Raw genomic sequence first — 265 nt, 5'->3', positions numbered from 1 at the left:
GGATAAGACCGCCGCTGAACAACGTGGTGAAGAAAAAGAAGAATACGATATATTTTCTTCCGGGCAGCCCTTTCCGCGAAAGCGCGTAGGCTAATAAGGCCGTCAGAAATACGGAGACTACCGTTACGACAACGGTTCGGGTAATGGAAATGAAGAACGAATTCAAGATCAATGAGTTGCTGAACGCTTTCGCATAGTTCTCTAATGTAAACACTCTAGGAAAAAAATAGATTCCGCCCTTCATCGCATCGTAGCCGTCATTGAA

The 265-nt window shown here is 44.9% G+C and carries 1 pseudogene; it reads right to left on the bottom strand.

Annotated features, from left to right (window positions below):
* A pseudogene (locus ACSNOG_RS33455) lies at positions 1-265 on the bottom strand (hypothetical protein); the annotation flags it as partial.

The sequence above is a fragment of the Streptomyces sp. URMC 124 genome (assembly GCF_051386455.1).
Lineage (GTDB): Bacteria > Actinomycetota > Actinomycetes > Streptomycetales > Streptomycetaceae > Streptomyces.
The sequence above is the reverse complement of the archived record's forward strand: the minus strand, read 5'-3'. Positions and strand labels throughout refer to the sequence as shown.